The sequence below is a fragment of the Streptomyces sp. NPDC002209 genome, from assembly GCF_042890265.1.
Classification (GTDB): domain Bacteria; phylum Actinomycetota; class Actinomycetes; order Streptomycetales; family Streptomycetaceae; genus Streptomyces.
The window spans coordinates 1-17,729 of record NZ_JBIARX010000013.1 but is presented as its reverse complement, the minus strand read 5'-3'; the positions used below and the strand labels follow the sequence as shown (position 1 = coordinate 17,729).

General features: G+C 71.3%; 19 protein-coding genes. 8 read left to right on the top strand and 11 right to left on the bottom strand.

The annotated features are described in order from the left end of the window. The first annotated feature begins 103 nt into the window (after positions 1-103). The 3 genes from ACFYXK_RS24120 to ACFYXK_RS24110 all read left to right on the top strand — a co-directional run bounded on the left by ACFYXK_RS24120 (position 104) and on the right by ACFYXK_RS24110 (position 2,615). Positions 104-1,192 (top strand): ABC transporter ATP-binding protein, encoded by a 1,089-nt coding sequence (locus ACFYXK_RS24120; protein ID WP_383517076.1) that lies wholly within the window; start codon positions 104-106, stop codon positions 1,190-1,192. 182 nt (positions 1,193-1,374) lie between these two features. Then, positions 1,375-1,788 carry a hypothetical protein gene (locus ACFYXK_RS24115; protein ID WP_053787873.1) on the top strand — a complete coding sequence of 138 codons (414 nt, stop codon included), beginning with the start codon at positions 1,375-1,377 and terminating at the stop codon, positions 1,786-1,788. Positions 1,789-1,835: 47 nt separating this feature from the next. Next, positions 1,836-2,615, top strand: coding sequence for an NDP-sugar synthase (locus ACFYXK_RS24110; protein ID WP_389412960.1), 780 nt, complete (start codon positions 1,836-1,838; stop codon positions 2,613-2,615). A gap of 81 nt (positions 2,616-2,696) precedes the next feature. Here ACFYXK_RS24110 and ACFYXK_RS24105 read toward each other — a convergent pair whose 3' ends face one another. From ACFYXK_RS24105 to ACFYXK_RS24080, 6 genes are all read right to left on the bottom strand, one after another. Further along, positions 2,697-4,274 (bottom strand): DoxX family protein, encoded by a 1,578-nt coding sequence (locus ACFYXK_RS24105; protein WP_389412959.1) that lies wholly within the window; start codon positions 4,272-4,274, stop codon positions 2,697-2,699. A 158-nt stretch (positions 4,275-4,432) separates the two neighbouring features. Continuing rightward, on the bottom strand, positions 4,433-5,404 hold the full coding sequence (rlmB, locus tag ACFYXK_RS24100; RefSeq protein ID WP_123513824.1) for a 23S rRNA (guanosine(2251)-2'-O)-methyltransferase RlmB: 972 nt from the start codon (positions 5,402-5,404) through the stop codon (positions 4,433-4,435). Between the two features lie 101 nt (positions 5,405-5,505). Continuing rightward, positions 5,506-6,906, bottom strand: a complete 1,401-nt coding sequence (cysS, locus tag ACFYXK_RS24095) for a cysteine--tRNA ligase (protein WP_389412958.1) — start codon at positions 6,904-6,906, stop codon at positions 5,506-5,508. 114 nt (positions 6,907-7,020) lie between these two features. Further along, entirely contained in the window at positions 7,021-7,533 is a 513-nt protein-coding gene (gene ispF / locus ACFYXK_RS24090) for a 2-C-methyl-D-erythritol 2,4-cyclodiphosphate synthase (protein WP_383517085.1), read from the bottom strand. After that, complete coding sequence (gene ispD, locus ACFYXK_RS24085; protein WP_389412957.1) at positions 7,523-8,269, bottom strand: 2-C-methyl-D-erythritol 4-phosphate cytidylyltransferase; 747 nt, start codon at positions 8,267-8,269, stop codon at positions 7,523-7,525. Before ispD ends, ispF begins: the two co-directional genes overlap by 11 nt. Positions 8,270-8,533: 264 nt before the next feature. Beyond that, positions 8,534-9,016 carry a CarD family transcriptional regulator gene (locus ACFYXK_RS24080; RefSeq protein ID WP_003953493.1) on the bottom strand — a complete coding sequence of 161 codons (483 nt, stop codon included), beginning with the start codon at positions 9,014-9,016 and terminating at the stop codon, positions 8,534-8,536. A gap of 637 nt (positions 9,017-9,653) precedes the next feature. On the opposite strand from ACFYXK_RS24080, the gene ACFYXK_RS24075 reads away from it, so the two are divergent. Beyond that, entirely contained in the window at positions 9,654-10,337 is a 684-nt protein-coding gene (locus ACFYXK_RS24075) for a DUF461 domain-containing protein (RefSeq protein WP_389412956.1), read from the top strand. Between the two features lie 93 nt (positions 10,338-10,430). Here ACFYXK_RS24075 and ACFYXK_RS24070 read toward each other — a convergent pair whose 3' ends face one another. Both ACFYXK_RS24070 and ACFYXK_RS24065 read right to left on the bottom strand, forming a co-directional pair. Then, positions 10,431-11,111 carry a response regulator transcription factor gene (locus tag ACFYXK_RS24070; protein WP_007265514.1) on the bottom strand — a complete coding sequence of 227 codons (681 nt, stop codon included), beginning with the start codon at positions 11,109-11,111 and terminating at the stop codon, positions 10,431-10,433. A gap of 36 nt (positions 11,112-11,147) precedes the next feature. Next, the gene (locus ACFYXK_RS24065; protein WP_099891154.1) at positions 11,148-12,374 is read right to left on the bottom strand and encodes a cell wall metabolism sensor histidine kinase WalK; all 1,227 of its coding nucleotides are present in this window, start codon (positions 12,372-12,374) and stop codon (positions 11,148-11,150) included. Between the two features lie 214 nt (positions 12,375-12,588). Between ACFYXK_RS24065 and phoU the strand changes: the two genes are divergently transcribed. Both phoU and ACFYXK_RS24055 read left to right on the top strand, forming a co-directional pair. After that, complete coding sequence (gene phoU / locus ACFYXK_RS24060) at positions 12,589-13,266, top strand: phosphate signaling complex protein PhoU (RefSeq protein ID WP_053787880.1); 678 nt, start codon at positions 12,589-12,591, stop codon at positions 13,264-13,266. Positions 13,267-13,384: 118 nt separating this feature from the next. After that, positions 13,385-13,534, top strand: coding sequence for a hypothetical protein (locus tag ACFYXK_RS24055; protein WP_266665998.1), 150 nt, complete (start codon positions 13,385-13,387; stop codon positions 13,532-13,534). Between the two features lie 179 nt (positions 13,535-13,713). Here ACFYXK_RS24055 and ACFYXK_RS24050 read toward each other — a convergent pair whose 3' ends face one another. Both ACFYXK_RS24050 and ACFYXK_RS24045 read right to left on the bottom strand, forming a co-directional pair. Beyond that, a complete protein-coding gene (locus ACFYXK_RS24050; protein WP_389412955.1) occupies positions 13,714-14,070 on the bottom strand; it encodes a carboxymuconolactone decarboxylase in 357 nt (118 codons plus the stop codon). A 184-nt stretch (positions 14,071-14,254) separates the two neighbouring features. Further along, positions 14,255-14,764, bottom strand: a complete 510-nt coding sequence (locus ACFYXK_RS24045; protein ID WP_389412954.1) for a hypothetical protein — start codon at positions 14,762-14,764, stop codon at positions 14,255-14,257. A gap of 256 nt (positions 14,765-15,020) precedes the next feature. Here ACFYXK_RS24045 and ACFYXK_RS24040 point away from each other — a divergent pair, with 256 nt between their 5' ends. Then, positions 15,021-15,314: a hypothetical protein gene (locus tag ACFYXK_RS24040; protein ID WP_389412953.1), complete on the top strand. Its 294-nt coding sequence runs from the start codon at positions 15,021-15,023 to the stop codon at positions 15,312-15,314. 94 nt (positions 15,315-15,408) lie between these two features. On the opposite strand, the gene ACFYXK_RS24035 is transcribed toward ACFYXK_RS24040, so the two are convergent. Further along, entirely contained in the window at positions 15,409-16,170 is a 762-nt protein-coding gene (locus ACFYXK_RS24035; RefSeq protein WP_362395876.1) for a phosphoglyceromutase, read from the bottom strand. Positions 16,171-16,322: 152 nt separating this feature from the next. On the opposite strand from ACFYXK_RS24035, the gene ACFYXK_RS24030 reads away from it, so the two are divergent. Next, positions 16,323-17,639 carry an MDR family MFS transporter gene (locus ACFYXK_RS24030; protein ID WP_389412952.1) on the top strand — a complete coding sequence of 439 codons (1,317 nt, stop codon included), beginning with the start codon at positions 16,323-16,325 and terminating at the stop codon, positions 17,637-17,639. Positions 17,640-17,729 lie beyond the last annotated feature (90 nt).

The window sequence follows — 17,729 nt, the reverse complement described above, 5'->3', positions numbered from 1 at the left end:
GAGGAGGGGCGGCGGGTAGCGTCGGGCGGAGTCCTGCTTGTTGGACTAGACCTTCCACTCGGATCGTCCGGCACGTTCCTGCCGGTAGAAGGGATTCATCACCATGGCTTCTGTCACCTTCGACAAGGCGACCCGGCTCTACCCCGGCGGCGACAAGCCCGCCGTCGACGAGCTCGAGCTGCACATCGAGGACGGCGAGTTCCTCGTCCTCGTCGGCCCCTCGGGCTGCGGCAAGTCCACCTCGCTGCGCATGCTGGCCGGCCTGGAGGACGTCAACGGCGGCGCCATCCGCATCGGCGACCGCGACGTCACGCACCTGCCGCCCAAGGACCGGGACATCGCGATGGTGTTCCAGAACTACGCGCTGTACCCGCACATGACCGTCGCCGACAACATGGGCTTCGCGCTCAAGATCGCCGGTGAGGACAAGGCGACCATCCGCAGGAAGGTCGAGGACGCGGCGAAGATGCTCGACCTCACGCAGTACCTCGACCGCAAGCCGAAGGCGCTCTCGGGCGGTCAGCGCCAGCGCGTCGCCATGGGCCGTGCCATCGTGCGCAAGCCGCAGGTGTTCCTCATGGACGAGCCGCTGTCGAACCTCGACGCCAAGCTGCGCGTGTCCACCCGTACCCAGATCGCCGCGCTCCAGCGCGACCTCGGGATCACCACCGTCTACGTCACCCACGACCAGGTCGAGGCCATGACGATGGGCGACCGTGTGGCGGTCCTCAAGGACGGTCTGCTGCAGCAGGTCGACACCCCGCGCAACATGTACGACCGTCCGGCGAACCTGTTCGTCGCCGGTTTCATCGGTTCCCCGGCCATGAACCTGGTCGAGGTCCCGATCGCCGACGGCGGCGTGAAGTTCGGCGAGACCGTGGTCCCGGTGTCGCGCGAGGCGCTGTCCGCCGCCGCGGACGCGGGCGACCGTACCGTCACGGTCGGCGTCCGTCCGGAGCACTTCGACGTCGGCAGCGAGGGTGGTCTGACGATCACCGTCAATGTCGTCGAGGAGCTCGGTGCCGACGGCTACGTCTACGGCCGCACCACCGAGGCCGAGGGCGGTCAGGACATCGTGGTGCGCGTGGGCGGCCGGCAGGTGCCGGAGAAGGGCTCGACGCTGCACGTGGTGCCGCGGGCCGGCGAGATCCACGTGTTCTCGACGTCGTCGGGTGAGCGGCTCTCGGACTGACCGCGGACGGGCACGGCGAAACGGGGGCGCTCCTTCTCGGGGGCGCCCCCGTTCGCCATCCCGGGCAGACCGGGCCATTCGGCCCCACTCGTCAACCCTTAATTCGAAAAGCCACGTCGAACCATCCCCCGACCGGGTGACTAAATGTCGCCAAATCTTCACCGAGCGCTACTCTCGCCCTCGTGACCCACACTGCCCGCCGTATCGGCCGTTCCCTCGCCCTGGTCCTGCCCGTCGTCCTGGTCCTGTCCGGGACCCTCGCGGTCACGATGGTCCCCTGGGCGGACAACACCCCTTCCCAGATCCTGACCGCCTCCGCCGAGGACGTGTCCGTCCCCGCGAAGCCTCGGGCCGCGCAGGACGTGCTGCGCGACAAGCTGCTGAGTGAGCTGCAGCAGGGCGAGACGCCGGGTGACGTCCTGACGCACCTCCAGCGGGAGGTGGACCGGCGGCCGTCGCTGGCCGAGCACTGCGTGGGGATCGCGCGGGCGCTGGGGCGGGCTGCGGTGGATGCGTACGGTCCGACGAAGGCGCAGTCCTTCGCGCGTCCCGTGTGCGACACCTCGTACGCGACCGGTGTTGCCTCGATGGGCTGACGGGCGTCGCCGTACTCCTCCGGGTCGGGGCCCCTACGCTGGCGGCCATGACCGACGCACCTCCCGTGTCCCGTTCCTCCGTTTCCGCGGCCGCGTACCCGGCCTCCCTCGCTCAGGCGCCTGTTCAGGCAGTCGTGTTGGCGGGTGGCCAGGGTTCGCGGCTGCGTCCGTATACGGACGACCGGCCGAAGCCGATGGTGGAGATCCCGGGGACCGGGGTGCCGATCATCGGGCATCAGCTGGCGTGGCTGGCGGCGGAGGGGGTGACGGACGCGGTGGTGTCGTGCGGGCATCTCGCGGAGGTGCTGCAGGAGTGGCTGGACGGGGCGGACCTGCCGCTCAGGGTGACGACGGTGGTGGAGGAGGAGCCGCTGGGGCGGGGTGGCGGCCTGAAGTACGCGGCCCGGCACCTGCCGCATCCGGACCGGGCCTGGTACGCGACGAACGGGGACATCTGGACGCGGTTCTCGCTGCGCGAGATGGCGGCGTTCCATGCGGAGCGGGGGGCGACGGCGACGTTGGCGCTGGCGCGGCCGCGGATTCCGTGGGGGGCGGTGGAGACCAATGAGTTCGGGCAGGTGCTGGACTTCATCGAGTCGCCGCCGTCGCCGTATCTGATCAATGCGGGCGTGTACGTGTTCGGTCCCGAATTCGCGGCGCTGCTGCCGGATTTGGGTGATCACGAGCGTACGACGTTCCCGCGGCTGGCGCGTGAGCGGCGCCTGGCGGGCTTTCCGCTGCCGCAGGGGGCTTACTGGCGGGCTATCGACACGGCGAAGGACCTGACCGAGGCGGCACGGGAGTTGGCCGCGCAGAGCGGCTCCTGAGGCCGTCCGCGCATGAAGCCGGGGCCGGCGCGCACACAGCGCGCCGGCCCCGGCTTCGTGTCGTCCCGTTCGGTTGTGTCGTCAGCCGAGGAGGCCGCCGACGAGGCCGGGCTTCTTGGAGGGTGCGTCGCCGCCGGTGCCGCCGCCGCTGCCCGAGCTGGAGGACGGCGGCTTCGGGGTGGACTGCTTGGGCGTGCTGCCGGAGTTCTGGCCGCTGCCGGAGCCGCGGGTCGCGGTGGGTGACTGCGCGCCGGTGCCGGCGGTCTCCTTGGCGGTGGAACCGGTGCCGGCCCGGCCGGACTTGGCCGCGGGCGCCGAGGCGCTGGCGGTGGGTTCGGCCGGCTTGGAGGGCTGCTGGGTGGCGGGCTTCTGCTGCTGTTGTTGCTGCTGCTGCTTGGTGGGGGCCTGCGGGAGCGGGGAGCCGGGCAGGTAGTTGCTGGGGGCCTGGCCGGGTCCGGGCACGGTGACCACGGTGGTGGAGCGGACGGCGCCGCCGAGGAGCGAGCCGGTGATCAGGGTGAGTCCGCAGACGACGGTGGCCATGATGGTTCCGCGGCGCAGGACGCGCCGGCGCAGCCGCCAGATCTCGGAGCGGGGTCCGAGGGTGCGCCAGGCCTCGCCGGCGAGGCGGCCGTCGAGGGAGTAGACGGGGGCGCCGGCGATGATCAGCGGGCTCCAGGCGGCGAGGTAGATGATGTCGGGGGCGTCGTAGGCGGGGACGGTCTTCCAGCTCACCGTCATGAGGAGTGCGGCGGACAGCAGGGCGCCGATGCAGGCGGCGAAGCGCTGCCACAGGCCGAGGACGGTCAGGACGCCGACGATGACCTGGAGGAAGGCGACGGTGAGTCCGGCGCCGACGGGGTGGGCGAGGGCGAAGTCGCGCAGGGGTTCGGCGAGTGCCCAGGGGTGGAGGGTGCGGAGCCAGGTGACCATGGAGCCGCGTTCGCCGCCGTCGAAGTAGACGGGGTCGCACAGCTTGCCCATGCCGGCGTAGATGCAGATGAAGCCGAGGAAGACGCGCAGCGGGAGGAGGACGACGCCGAGGTTCATGCGGCGGCCGGGGTAGTACGAGGCGTGGCCGCGGGCGTCGGAGGGGGCTCGGCGGGAATCGGTGCCGGGTCCGCCGTCGAGTCCGTCGAGTCCGTCGTGGCGGTCGTAGGGGCCGCCGGCCGCGTACCGGGTGTCGTACGGGAGGTCACGTACGGGGGTCAGCGGGCGGGTTTCGTCCGGGTCTCCGTAGGTGCGCTGGCCGATGACGGTCGGCGTGGCGAGGGTGTCCTCGGCGAGGTCGTGGGCGAGGTCGATGCGGGGGATGGTCTGGGTGGTGCCGCCGTCGCCGTCGTAGCCGTGGCCGCGCCCGTGTTCGCGGACGGCCTGGATGAGTCCGCCCATTGCGGCGGTGTCGCCGGGGGCGGACTTGCCGCTCCAGACGACCGGGGCCCGGCGGCGGCCGGCGCCGGCGGCGGCGACCGCGGCGCCGCCGAGGACGGGCACGCGGCCGGGGGCGTTCGCGGGCTTGGAACGCGCGCTCGGGCTCGGTGCGAGCCGCACGCGGAAGCTGGCGTGGTTGACGATGACCTGTGCGGGGTCGCACGGCACCTTGACCATGCTCAGCGCGGGCTGGTCGTCGAACCCTGACGTTCTGGTGTCCACACTCATCTAACCGAGTGATCAGTGTTTAGGACACTGCCTTGACAGCAGGGATGTGTCCGAGACCCGTCAAGATCAAGCCACCCCGCCCGAAAGGGGCGGGGTGGCACGCTCACGGGTCACGTTCCATGAGCCAAGTGGATCAAGGCGGCGGGGCCGCCCGGGGGTCAGACGCGGCCGCGGGTGGCCCGGCGGCGGGCCGCCTCGTAGAGCACGACGCCCGCTGCGACGCCGGCGTTCAGCGACTCGGCGCCGCCGGGCATCGGGATGCGGACGAGGTAGTCGCAGTTCTCGCCGACGAGGCGGCCGAGGCCCTTGCCCTCGGAGCCGACGACGATGACGACGGGACCGCCGAGCGCCTCCAGGTCCTGCACCTCGTGCGTGCCCTCGGCGGCGAGGCCGACGATGGCGATGCCGGCCTTCTTGAAGTCCTGGAGGGCGCGGGTCAGGTTGGTGACGCGGGAGACCGGGGTGCGGGCGGCGGTGCCGGCCGAGCTCTTCCAGGCACCGGCGGTCATGCCGGCCGCGCGGCGCTCGGGGATGACCACGCCGTGGCCGCCGAAGGCGGAGACGGAGCGGACGATCGCGCCGAGGTTGCGGGGGTCGGTGACCCCGTCGAGGGCCACGATCAGCGGGTCGTCGCCCTCGTCGTACGCGGCGGAGGTGAGGTCCTCCGGGTGCGCGTACTCGTAGGGCGGGACCTGGAGGACCAGGCCCTGGTGGTTGAGCCCGTTGGTCATGCGGTCGAGCTCGGGGCGCGGGGCTTCCATCAGGTTGATGTTGCCGCGCTCGCCGGCGAGCTGGAGGGCCTCGCGGACGCGCTCGTCGTTGTCGATGAACTGCTGGACGTAGAGGGTGGTGGCGGGGACGCCGTCGCGCAGCGCCTCGAAGACCGGGTTGCGGCCGACGACCATCTCGCTGGTGCCCTTGGGGCCGCCGCGGCGCGGGGCCGGGCGGCGCTTGGCGGCCTGGCGGGCCATGGCATTGGCGATGCGGTTCGCCTTGTGCTTCTTGCGGTCCTCGGCCTTGGGCGTGGGGCCCTTGCCTTCCAGGCCCTTGCGCCGCTGGCCACCGCTGCCGACCGTGGCGCCCTTCTTGTTGGACGTGCGGCGGTTCCTGCGCTGGCTGTTCCCGGCCATGACCTCTACCTGTTTTCGTTGATGCTGCGATATGTACGTATGAAGAGTGTGCCGCCCGGAGCGCCGGGCGGCACAGTCGGACTGCTCCGGGCTGCGGCGGCTCAGCGCGGGCCGAGCGTCCAGCGCGGTCCCGTGGGGCTGTCCTCGATGACCAGGCCCGACTGCTGGAGCTGGTCGCGGATGGCGTCGGCGGTCGCCCAGTCCTTGCGGACCCGGGCGGACTCGCGCTGTTCGAGTACGAGGCGTACGAGGGTGTCGACGGCGCCATGGAGGTCCTCGCCGCGGTCGCTCTCCTCGGCCCAGTGCGGGTCGAGCGGGTCGAGGCCGAGGACGCCGAGCATCGCCCGTACCTCGGACAGCCGGGCGATCGCCGCGTCCTTGTCGTCGGCGGCGAGGGCGCTGTTGCCCTGGCGGACCGTGGTGTGGACGATGGCGAGCGCCTGCGGGACGCCGAAGTCGTCGTCCATGGCCTCCGCGAAGGCGAGCGGGACCTCGGGGGCCGGGTCGACGGTCTTGCCGGCCTTCTCGACGACGCGCTGGTAGAAGCCCTCGATCCGCGCGAACGCGGACTCGGCCTCGCGCAGCGCCTCCTCGCTGTACTCGATCATCGAGCGGTAGTGCGGGGTGCCGAGGTAGTAGCGCAGGACGATGGGGCGCCAGTTCTTGACCATCTCGGAGACGAGCACCGAGTTGCCGAGGGACTTGGACATCTTCTCGCCGGACATGGTGACCCAGGCGTTGTGCACCCAGAACTTCGCGAACTCGTCGCCGAAGGCCTTGGCCTGGGCGATCTCGTTCTCGTGGTGCGGGAAGATCAGGTCCAGGCCGCCGCCGTGGATGTCGAAGGCCTCGCCGAGGTACTTGTGCGCCATGGCGGAGCACTCGAGGTGCCAGCCGGGGCGGCCGCGGCCCCACGGGGTCTCCCAGTCGGGCTCGCCGGGCTTGGAGGCCTTCCACATGGCGAAGTCGCGGGGGTCGCGCTTGCCGGTGATGCCCTCCTCGGCGGGCTGGCGCAGGTCGTCGATGTTCTGGTTCGACAGCTCCAGGTAGCCGGGGAAGGAGCGCACGTCGAAGTAGACGCTGCCGTCCGCCTCGTAGGCGTGGCCGCGTTCGATGAGCGTGCGCATCATCTCGATCATCTCGGGCACGTGGCCGGTCGCGCGCGGCTCGTACGTGGGCGGGAGGCAGCCCAGCGCGTTGTAGCCGTCGTTGAAGGCGCGCTCGTTCTCGTAGCCGATGGACCACCACGGGCGGCCCTGGTCCTCGGCCTTCGTGATGATCTTGTCGTCGATGTCGGTGACGTTGCGGATGAAGGTGACGTCGAGGCCGCGGTAGGTGAACCAGCGGCGCATGACGTCGAAGTTCAGGTAGGAGCGGACGTGCCCGATGTGCGGGGCCGCCTGGACGGTGGCGCCACAGAGGTAGATCGAGACGCAGCCCGGCGTGAGCGGGACGAAATCGCGGATCTGCCGGGCGCTGGTGTCGTACAGGCGAATAGTCACGGCATCCAGGGTAGTGGGCCTGTAGCAGTGCCCCGCGACCCTTTCGGGGCGCGGGGGTGCTTTGTTGCGGAAGCGGTGTCGTCGGGGACCCCGTACGGGCGGGGCCAGGCGGGGCTAGGCGGGGTTCGTCCGGTACACCAGTGCGGTGGCGATGGCGGCGAGGCCCTCGGCGCGGCCGGTGAGGCCGAGGCCGTCGGTGGTGGTGCCGGAGACGGAGACGGGGGCGCCGGCGGCCGCCGCGAGCGCCTTCTGCGCTTCTTCGCGCCGCTTGCCGATCTTCGGGCGTACGCCGATCACCTGGATGGCGATGTTGCCGATCTCGAAGCCCTCGGCGCGGACGATGCGGGCGGCTTCCGCCAGGAGGGTGACGCCTGCGGCGCCGGACCACTCGGGGCGGGAGGTGCCGAAGTGGGCGCCGAGGTCGCCGACGCCGGCGGCGGAGAAGAGGGCGTCGCAGGCGGCGTGGGCGGCGACGTCGCCGTCGGAGTGGCCGGCGAGGCCGTCCTCGCCCTCCCAGAGCAGGCCGGCGCACCACAGCTCGCGCCCGGCCTCGAAGGCGTGCACGTCGGTGCCGATGCCGACGAGCGGGATCAGCGGGGCGGCGGAACCGGTGGGGCTAGTAGGCATCGGTGGCCCTCCTGCGGGCGAGTACGGCCTCGGCGAGGACCAGGTCGAGCGGGCGGGTGACCTTGAAGGCCTCTTCGTGGCCGGGGACCACCATGACGGTGGTGCCGAGCCGTTCCACCATTCCGGCGTCGTCGGTGGCGCCCTCGCCGTTGACGGCGATGGCCTCGTGCGCGCGGACGAGGGTGGCGAGGTCGAAGCCCTGCGGGGTCTGCACGGCGCGCAGCCGGGCCCGCTCGGGGGTGGCGACGACCGGCTCGGGCTCGCCGGGCTTGCCGGGCTCGACCTCCTTGACGGTGTCGGCCAGCGGCAGTGCGGGCACCACGGCGGGCGAGCCGTCGCGTACGGCCTCGATGACGGAGTCGACGGTGTCCACGGGGACGAGGGGGCGGGCCGCGTCGTGGATGAGGACGGAGGTGATGTCCGCGGGGAGTGCGGCGAGGCCGGCGCGTACGGATTCCTGGCGGGTTTCGCCGCCGGGGACGACCAGGATCTCGGTCCGGTCGGGCAGGGCGTGTTCGTCGACGAGCCGGCGCACCTCGGCGGCGCCGTCGGACGGGGCGACGACGACCACGAGGGAGACGGCCCGGGAGCGGGCCATCGCGCGGACGGCGTGGATGAGCATGGGGGTGCCGCCGAGGGCCCGCAGGGCCTTGGGGGCGCCGGGGCCGAGGCGTACCCCGCGGCCGGCGGCCGGGATCACCGCGGCGGTGCGGTGGGGGCGCGTTTCGTCAGACATCAGTAGCTCCGAGCCAGGTTTGTGACTTCGGCCGACATGGGTATGGCCTGAAGGGTGCCGGGTGCGACGCCCTCGCCCCTTCCGTGACGACCGGTCGAGCAGGCAGTCCGGACCCGGCACGCCGGTGAAAAAAGCCGGTGGAAAAAGATGTGGGTGCAGACATGCCGCAGCGCCCGGCAACAGCCCTCTCGTGGAGGAGAGGGCATGTCATCGGGCACCGCGGCACAACCGTGTGAACGCTGTTTTCCTGGGCGGCACGCCGCGTCAGGACGCGAGAACCTCGTCGAGGAGGGCTTCCGCCTTGTCCTCGTTGGTGTTCTCGGCGAGCGCGAGCTCGCTCACCAGGATCTGGCGCGCCTTCGCGAGCATGCGCTTCTCGCCCGCGGAAAGCCCGCGCTCACGCTCACGACGCCACAGGTCACGCACCACTTCGGCGACCTTGATGACATCGCCAGAAGCGAGCTTCTCCAGATTTGCCTTGTAGCGCCGGGACCAGTTCGTCGGCTCTTCGGCATACGGTGCACGCAGCACCTCGAAGACCCGGTCCAGCCCGTCCTGGCCGACTACGTCGCGAACGCCGACGAACTCCGCATTGTCCGCAGGCACACGAACCGTCAGGTCGCCCTGGGCGACCTTGAGCACCAAGTAGGTCTTGTCCACGCCTTTGATCTGGCGAGTTTCGATGGCCTCGATCAGCGCGGCCCCGTGATGGGGATAGACCACGGTGTCGCCAACCTTGAACGTCATGTGACAGGTACCCCTTCCGTGGCTATCCAGGGTAACACGAGAACTGACTGTTATGAATGGCGTTTTCGCAGGTCAGGGCACATCTCGGGGCTTGACAACAGCGACACGAACGTGCTGCGAAGGGCTTCCGGAGGGGGGTATTCGCAGGTCGGAGCCGCTGTGCGGACCGGGCGAAACGGCCACGTTACACCCGGGCGGCGGCCCCACCCCTGTGATGTACGTCCCGTTTTGCCGGTTTCGAAGCCGGGAAACCGAACTACTCCGTTCGACTGGCGACCACCCGTACGGAGCGGTTCCGGCCCAATCCGGAATTGATCACCGAGCGCCGTTCGAAGGAATCCCGGAATTGATCACAGCAGGCCCGGCGGACGATATGCGGGCGGCACATGATCGGCAGATGAACGGCGCGGGAAGTACCCGGCGCAAGGGCGGCCGGAAGGCCCGCCGGAACAGCGGACGGAAAGGAAGATCGCGGGGCCGGTGCAGGGCGGCCCGTGCACTGCGGAGGGTCGGGTGCGGGGGCGGGGCGGCGGCTCGGTAACCTAAGCGCGCTGACACACCCTTAGGACGGCTTTACCTCGGCCGCCCTGGGACTGCCCACCCTTCCGTTCCGTACGTCCAAGGAGTTGCCGCCGCCGTGAGCCGCAGCCTTCGACGCGGCGCCCTCGCCGCCACCGCCGTCGTGTTCTCGATCGCCTCGCTGGCCGCTTGCGGTGCAGGCAACAACGCGGAGACGCTCCAGATCAAGCCGGACAACGCCGCCGTCACCAAGGGCGACATCAAGATCCAGAACGCGCTGGTGATCACCAAGGGCGAGAAGGACAAGAAGGGCCCGGCCGCGGTCTCCGCGACGGTCTTCAACAGCGGCGACAAGCCGCAGACCCTCGACGCCATCACCCTCCCGGGTGGCAAGTCCAAGGTCGTCCTGAAGGGCGCCGAGGGCGCAGCGGGCAAGGTCACCGTGCCGGCCGGCGGCTCCGTGGTCATCGGCGGCAAGGGCAACGCCTCCGCCGTGATCGAGGGCGGCGAGGGCGTGCAGAACGGCAACGCGCAGAAGGTCGTCTTCCAGCTGAGCGACGCGGGCGACGTCGAGCTCGACGCGTTCGTCGTCCCGGGCACCGGCATGTACGCGGGCTTCGGCCCGACCGAGGCCCCGGTCGCGGCCCCCGGCGCCACCCCGTCGGGCAGCCCCTCGGGCACGCCGTCGGGCAGCCCGTCCGGCGCCCCGGCCACGACCCCGTCGGGTGCCGCTTCGGGCGCCCCGTCGGGCGCGGCCTCGGGTTCGCCGTCGGGTTCCCCCTCGCACAGCGCCGGCCACTGATCCGGTAGCGGCACGTACGAAAGGGCCCCCCTCCGCTCCGGCGGAGGGGGGCTCTTTCGTATACGGCTGCGGATCGCTCCTGCCGGCTGCGGCCTACGGCTCGAACTTGTAGCCCAGGCCGCGGACCGTGACCAGGTAGCGCGGCGCGCCCGGGTCCGGCTCGATCTTGGCGCGCAGGCGCTTCACGTGGACGTCCAGGGTCTTGGTGTCGCCGACGTAGTCCGCGCCCCAGACCCGGTCGATCAGCTGCATGCGGGTCAGTACGCGGCCCGCGTTGCGCAGCAGCATCTCGAGCAGGTCGAACTCCTTCAGGGGGAGGTCCACCTTGGCTCCGGCGACGGTGACCACGTGGCGGTCGACGTCCATCCGTACGGGCCCGGCCTCCAGCGCGGCCGGGGTGACCTCCTCCGGCTCGCCGCGGCGGCGCAGGACCGCGCGGATGCGGGCGACCAGCTCCCGCGAGGAGAAGGGCTTCGTGACGTAGTCGTCGGCTCCTATCTCCAGCCCGACGACCTTGTCGATCTCGCTGTCCTTGGCCGTCACCATGATGACGGGCACGTTGGAGCGGCCGCGCAGCTGCCGGCAGACCTCCGTGCCGGGCAGGCCGGGGAGCATCAGGTCGAGGAGGACGAGGTCGGCGCCGTTGCGCTCGAACTCGTCGAGCCCGTCGGGCCCGGTCGCGGCGATCGCGACCTCGAAGCCCTCCTTGCGGAGCATGTAGGACAGGGCGTCGCTGAAGGATTCCTCATCCTCGACGACGAGCACTCGGGTCACGGAAGGACCTCCGGGGCAGGAATGGCTGGTTCTTGTTCAGGCAGGGGTGGGGTGGCTCGGTGCGGGGGCGGGCTCCGCGGCCGGGGCGGCCGCGGGTGCAGGTGCCGGAGCGGCTGCTTCCGGCAGGCGCAGGGTGAACGTGGAGCCCTGACCCTCCGAGCTCCATACGGACACCTCCCCGCCGTGCGAGGCCGCTACGTGCTTCACGATCGCAAGGCCGAGGCCGGTTCCTCCCGTGGCACGGGAGCGGGCCGGGTCCACGCGGTAGAAGCGCTCGAAGATGCGCTCGCGGTCCTTTTCCGGGATGCCGATGCCCTGGTCGGTCACGGCGATCTCGATCAAGTCTCCCCCAGGTGCCGCGACCCTGCGTCCGGCTATGCCGACGCGGGTGCGGGCGGGGCTGTAGTTGACGGCGTTCTCGACCAGGTTCCCGAGGGCTGCCGCGAGCTGGCCGCGGTTGCCCCAGACCCGCAGGTCGGCGGTGCCGCCCGCGGCCATGGTGATCTGCTTGGAGGACGCCGTGTGGCGGCAGCGGTCGATGGCCTCGGCCACCAGCGTGTCCACTCGTACGGGCTCCGCGTCCTCGAGGGGGTCGTCGTTCTGTACCCGGGAGAGGTCGATGAGCTCCTGCACGAGGTTGATCAGGCGGGTGGCCTCGATCTGCATGCGGCCGGCGAAGCGGCTGACCGCCTCGGGGTCGTCCGCGGCGTCCATGACGGCCTCGGACAGCAGCGAGATGGCCCCCACCGGTGTCTTCAGCTCGTGCGACACGTTCGCGACGAAGTCGCGCCGTACGGCCTCGATGCGGCGGGCCTCGGTGAGGTCCTCGACCAGGAGCAGGACGAGCCGGGAGCCGAGGGGGGCGACGCGCGCCGAGACCGCGAGGGCCTCGCCGCGGCCGGTGCCGCGCCGGGGCAGGTCGAGCTCGACCTGGCGTATCTCCCCGTCGCGGCGGGTGTCGCGGGCCATGTGGAGCATGGGTTCGACGGCCAGTTTGCCGCCGCGCACGAGCCCGAGGGCGTAAGCGGCGGACGAGGCCTTGACGACGGCGTCCCCCTCGTCGAGCACGACCGCGGAGGAGCGGAGCACGGAGAGGACGGTGTCCACGCCGGGCGGGAGCACCGCGTTGATGTCGGGGCGCATGGAGCTCCGGGTGGGGCGGGCTTGGTCGCGCTCGCTCCAGCGGAACGCCAGCATCGCGATCACACCGGTGCAAAGACCGGCGATCGCTGCAGCTGCGGCGACCGCCGCGTTCACGTCCATGCATCAAGGTTAAGCAGGCTCGATGGCACTTCCACAGCCGTTCGGGTGGCACCTCGAACAGTCGTCGCCCAGAGTTCACCGTGGCGACGGGGTTGATTCACTTGTGATGCCGGAGTCGGACGCGTTTGCGGCTCACCGTGTCAACGTGGGGCTTGAAGGCCGCCCCGGCCCGGCCCACGGGCAGCAGAGGCAGTAGGCAAGAGAGGGACAACCCATGCGTGACGCGTACCACGAGGAACTGGACTCGATCGGAGAAGGCCTGGTCGAGATGGCACGGCTCGTCGGTTCCGCGATCGGGCGGGCCACGACGTCCATGCTCGACGCCGATCTGAAGCTCGCCGAGAGCGTCATCGCCGCCGACCAGAAGGTCGACGACCTCCAGCACGACCTGGAGGCCCGGGCCATCGCGCTGCTCGCGCGCCAGCAGCCGGTCGCCACCGACCTGCGCATCGTGGTGACCTCGCTGCGCATGTCCGCCGACCTGGAGCGTTCGGGCGACCTGGCCCAGCACGTGGCGAAGCTGGCCCGGCTGCGCTTCCCGGACACGGCGGTGCCGCGCGACCTGCACGCGACCATCCTGGAGATGGGGCAGCTGGCGCAGCGCCTGATGGCGAAGGCGGCCGAGGTCATCATCACGAAGGACGTCGACCTGGCGCTCCAGCTGGAGCAGGACGACGACGAGATGGACCAGCTGCACCGCACGCTGTTCCAGCACCTGATGGACGACCGCTGGAAGCACGGCATCGAGACCGCGGTGGACGTGACCCTGCTGGGCCGCTACTACGAGCGCTTCGCGGACCACGCGGTGTCGGTGGCCAAGCGCGTGGTCTACCTGGTGACGGGCGAGCACGCGGACGAACTGCAGGCGCCGACGCAGGTCGACGGCGTCTGAGCCGTTCTGCCCCCGTGCGCCGTTGACGCGCCGGTACGGCTGGGCATGAATGAGGGCGAAGGCAGTAAGAGGCACGGAAAGCAGAAGACGCCACGCACTCCGCCTGCGAGGAGGATCCATGCCCGATTCCCCCGTCCCCATCACCCCGGACCACGAGCAGCAGCCGCGGCCCGAACCCCTGCGGCTCCCGCTGCTCGCGGCCTGCGGCTGCGGCTCGGGCTGCGGCTGCGGCTGCCAGTCCGGGGCGCCCTGCCAGTGCGGAGGCTGACCCCGCCCGCCCGGCATCCCGTACGGGAAGGGCCCCGGCCGCATCTGTCGGCCGGGGCCCTTCGCGTGCCGTGCGCGGCTCCGGGGCCCCCGCCCGCCCGGAGGCCGGACCGGGGATCCGCGCGGCCTCGCGCGGGGTTGGGGGACGCACTCGCTCCAGGACTCGCTCCAGGACTCGTTCTAGGACTTGCCCCTGCTCTGGGCTTCGGCCTCCACCATGACGCGGGCTTCGCTCTCCTCCAGGGCGATGGCGAAGCCGAGCGCCTGGGCGATGTGGCCCGCGGCGGACATGACGCGTGCGGTGCCCACGACGGGGGCGATCGCGACGAGGACGTCCTGGAGTTGCTCGGCGCTCAGGTCGGCCTTGACCGCGGGACTGATGTGGGCGAGGTAGGAGACCGGCGGCGCGTCCATGGCGACGAGCGCGGCGATGCGGGTCAGGATGAGGGTGCCCTCGTCCATGCCGCACCGTTCGAGCGAGTCGACCGTCATGGCGGCAAGGGTGTCGAGGACGGGTGTGTCTGAGGTTGTGGCCATCTCTGGACCGCCTATCGGTGGGTGCGGAGCCCACACGCACGACCCGTGAACACGGGCGGGCCCTCCCCCGCATGTCGGCGTTTTGCCCTTTCACCGTAGAGGCCGCCCGACTCGCGCGCACGTTGGTCCGTACGCGTGACCCTGGCCGCCCCCGGGACGGCGGAGGAAGCGCCCGACCGGTCCGTCAGTCCGTGATGTCGCGTTCCGCCGGCGTGACGCACTTGAGGTCGCCCTCGAACTTGAGGCGCCAGACGTAGCCCGGCTGGCACCGGTTGCTCCCCGGCTGGCGCTTGGAGTTCCAGGCGTGCGCCTCTTCACGCTCCGCCGTCGTGACGCACTTGCCGTCGCCCTCCCAGGCGTCACGCCAGACGTAGCCGGGCTGGCACTGGTTGCTCCCCGGCAGACGGTTGGGGTTCTGCGCCGCCTCACGCTCCGCCGGCGTGACGCAGAGGCCGTCGCCCTCGAAACCGTCGCGCCAGACGTAGCCCGGCCGGCACTGGCTGCTCCCGGGCTCGCGGTTGGGATCGTCGGCGGTGATCCTCGTGCCCGGGGCATGGTTCGGCGGCCCGGTCGCCGCGGAGGCCGGCAGCGCGACGGCTCCGGAGACGAAGGCCGCCGAGGTGAGGGCGATCCCGAAGCGCAGGATCCGCCGCGCGGACCGGGAGGGGGCCGGGGTGTGAAGGCCGTGGTTCATGACTGCTCCTTGAAGGGTGTGCGGCCGGCGGCGGACACCGCCGGCCCTGTTCCTGCCTGACACCCCCAGTACGGAGGAAGGCGACGCCCCCGTCATGCCACGGAAAACCGTGGCTTGACGGGGGCGTCGGACAGCGAAGAGCCCCCTGCCCGGCGGGGAAACCGCAGGCAGCCGGACGGGGGGTCGGGCGGGGCTGAACGGGGGGACCGGTGGGGTGGGGCGGTAACCGGGGGGACGGGCGGGGCGTTCCCCGCGCATGACGCTGAATCGAACCTCGCTCGTCGGCGCTTTCGCCGGCGCCGTCCTGCTCCTCGGCGGTGCGCCCGCCCAGGCCGCCGACAACCCGCTGCTCTCGCTCCTCGACAACCTCAACATCTCCGACATCTCGGAGGTCGTGCACGTGCCGCTCGACCGCGTCCTGAACCCGAACGTCGTCCTGTCCAACGGCAACGTCGCCGCGCTCCAGGACACGGCGGAGTCCCTGCTGGCCAAGCCCGCCGCCAAGCCCGCCGCACCGGCCGTCGCCCCGGCCGCGCCGACCGCCCGCTGACCCCCCGCCACGCCGAGGGCCCAGAAAGGTCCCAGGGCATCAAAACGCCTCCCACCCGCGCCGTATGCGCAGGTGGGAGGCGTGATCACAAAGGTTACTTCTTCTTGCCCTGGTTCTTCACGGCCTCGATGGCGGCCGCGGCGGCGGCCGGGTCGAGGTAGGTGCCGCCCGGGTTGAGCGGCTTGAAGTCGGCGTCCAGCTCGTAGGAGAGCGGGATGCCGGTCGGGATGTTGAGGCCCGCGATGTCGGCGTCGGAGATCCCGTCCAGGTGCTTGACCAGGGCGCGGAGGCTGTTGCCGTGCGCGGCGACCAGGACGGTGTGGCCGTCGAGGAGGTCCGGGACGATCGAGTCGTACCAGTACGGGAGCATGCGGACGACGACGTCCTTGAGGCACTCGGTGCGCGGGCGCAGCTCCGGCGGGATCGACGCGTAGCGCGGGTCCTCGGACTGCGAGAACTCCGTACCGTCCTCGAGGGCCGGCGGCGGGGTGTCGTACGAGCGGCGCCACAGCATGAACTGCTCCTCGCCGAACTCGGCGAGGGTCTGGGCCTTGTCCTTGCCCTGGAGCGCACCGTAGTGCCGCTCGTTCAGGCGCCACGAGCGGTGGACCGGGATCCAGTGGCGGTCGGCGGCCTCGAGCGCCAGCTGCGCGGTGCGGATCGCGCGCTTCTGGAGCGAGGTGTGCACGACGTCGGGGAGCAGGCCGGCGTCCTTGAGCAGCTCACCGCCGCGGACCGCCTCCTTCTCGCCCTTCTCGTTGAGATTGACGTCCACCCAGCCGGTGAACAGGTTCTTCGCGTTCCACTCGCTCTCGCCGTGGCGGAGGAGGATCAGCTTGTACGGTGCGTCGGCCATGCGTACGAGCCTAATGGACGCGCGGGGGCGCTCGCGCGCGGTGTCCACGGCCGTGGATTGACGGTGCGCGTCAATCCGGTGGCCTTCGCAGCCCCTCCACCCGTAGGGTGCGCTGAGCAGGAGAGACACTTACACCGCCGGGGGGATTCCGTATGTCCGTTGCCAGTCTCGGACGAGCGGCGCGGGAGAGCGTGTCGGGGCTGCCGCGGGAGTTCTGGTGGCTGTGGACCAGCACGCTGGTCAACCGGCTCGGAGCCTTCGTCGCCACGTTCCTGACCCTGTACCTGACCGTGGACCGGGGCTATTCGGCCTCCTTCGCGGGACTCGTGGTGGCGTTGCACGGGCTCGGCGGGGTGATCTCCTCGCTCGTCGCGGGGGTGATGACCGACCGGCTGGGCCGGCGCCCGACCCTGATGGCGGCTCAGGCCTCGACGGCGTTCTCGGTGGCGCTGCTCGGGTTCATGCAACACCCGGCGGCCATCGCGGCGGTGGCCCTGCTGGTCGGCATGACCTCGAACGCCTCGCGCCCGGCGGTGCAGGCGATGATGGCGGACATCGTCCGGCCGGAAGACCAGGTACGGGCGTTCGCGCTGAACTACTGGGCGATCAACCTCGGCTTCGCCGTCTCGGCGACGGCGGCGGGCTTCGTCGCCGAGTACAGCTACCTCGCCGGGTTCCTCGGCGAGGCGGCGCTGACGCTGGTCTGCGCGGTGCTGGTGTACGTGAAGCTGCCGGAGTCGCGGCCGGAGCGGACCGCCGCGCAGAAGGCCGCCGCCGAACCGGAGATCGGGCTCGGCACGGTGCTGCGGGACGGGCGCTTCATGGGCGTGGTCGGGCTGTCGTTCCTGATCTCGCTGATCTTCATGCAGGGGTCGTTCGGGCTGCCGCTGGCGATGGGCAGGGGCGGCTTCTCCGCCGGGGACTACGGGCTGGTCATCGCCGCCAACGGGCTGCTGATCGTGCTGCTGCAGATCCCGGTCACCCGGTTCATCGAGAAGGGCGAGCCCCAGAAGCTGCTGGTGGTCTCGGCGCTGCTGGCCGGGTACGGGTTCGGGCTGACGGCCTTCGCCGGGTCGGTGTGGAGCCTGGGGCTGACCGTCTGCGTGTGGACGCTGGCCGAGATCATCAACTCCCCGACCCAGATGGGCCTGGTCGCCCGGCTCTCCCCGCTGCACGGGCGCGGCCGCTACCAGGGCATGTACACGATGTCCTGGGCGGTGGCCTCGCTGCTCGCGCCACTGATGGCCGGGTTCATGATCGACCGGTGGGGCGCGGGCTGGCTCTGGGCGTCCGTGGCGCTGCTGGGCACGGTGGCGGCGCTGGGCTACTGGCTGCTGATGCGGAACCTGGCCGAGACCCAGACCCAGACCGAGACCGGGGCCGGGTCCGTGGTCTCGGCTCCGGCCGCCGCACCGGCCGCGGCTCCGGCTCCGGTCACGGCTCCGGCTCCGGCCGCCGTCGAGGCCTAGGTGTATTGACCACGAGCGTTGTTAACGGTGCTGGGTCTTGATCATGGCGAAGACCTCCGGTGTGGTGGAGGTGTCTAGGCTCCACACCAC